The sequence below is a fragment of the Microbacterium sp. Leaf351 genome (genome assembly GCF_001423825.1).
In the GTDB taxonomy this organism is placed as follows: Bacteria; Actinomycetota; Actinomycetes; order Actinomycetales; family Microbacteriaceae; genus Microbacterium; species Microbacterium ginsengisoli.
Window position 1 is genome coordinate 2,335 of the sequence record NZ_LMPK01000016.1, and the last position, 790, is coordinate 3,124.

The 790-nt window shown below is 72.8% G+C and carries 1 protein-coding gene and 1 pseudogene; both read right to left on the minus strand.

Features of this window, described 5'->3' with window-relative positions; all coding sequences use genetic code 11:
- A partial coding sequence (locus tag ASG00_RS15715; RefSeq protein ID WP_200930877.1) for a LacI family DNA-binding transcriptional regulator occupies positions 1-210 on the minus strand: 210 nt, incomplete at its 3' end.
- Positions 211-305: 95 nt separating this feature from the next.
- Positions 306-790: pseudogene (locus ASG00_RS15720) on the minus strand (hypothetical protein); the annotation flags it as partial.

A 790-nucleotide genomic window follows, 5' to 3' on the forward strand; every position in this document is an offset into this window, starting at 1 on the left:
GACGATGTCCGGTACCGCGACGCCGATCACCGATGCGCGACCGGCACGGAACGTGGTGGCGAGCACGTTCGGCACGTAGTTGAGCTCGCGCATGGCCTTCTCGACCTCGGCGCGGGTCGCGGGCAGCACGTGCGGATCGTCGTTGAACACCCGCGAGACGGTCTTCGTGCTCACGCCCGCACGGGCGGCGACATCACGCATCGTCGACATCGGCGCTCTCCCCTTCGCGTCTTTCCCCGGATCCTCGGATCTCGCGCAACCCTATCCCCCGGGAGCCGTGGTCGACGCCCGGGGGTCGTCGGGTGTCAGGCGCGGCCGTCGACCGCGTCGGCGAGCTCCCGCAGGCGGGGCAGGGCACGGTTCGTCAGCAGCTCCTCGCGACGTCCGGCGTCGGCCGAGAGGGAGTCCTTCCACAGCGAACGGCCCGCCATGGCGCCCGCGGCGCCGTGGGCGACGGCCGTGGCCACCTGACCGATGAACGTCTCGTGGTCGACGCCGGCCGAGAGCACGGCCCACGGCACGCCCTGGGCGGCCTCGGTCACGCGCGCGCAGCCCTCGGCGGAGCCCGGGTACTGGAGCTTGAGGATCTTCGCCCCGCACGCGACGGCGAGCGCAGCACCGTCGGCGACGAGCGTCGGGAAGGCGGCGGCGTACTCCTCGTCGCTCTCGCCCTCGAGCTGGTAGGTGAGCAGCTCGACGATCAGCAGCAGGCCCTCCGCCTCGCACGCGGCGACGAGGTCGCGGATCTCACCGGCCACGCGGGAGTCGAGTCCCTGCTTGTCGGGGCGGG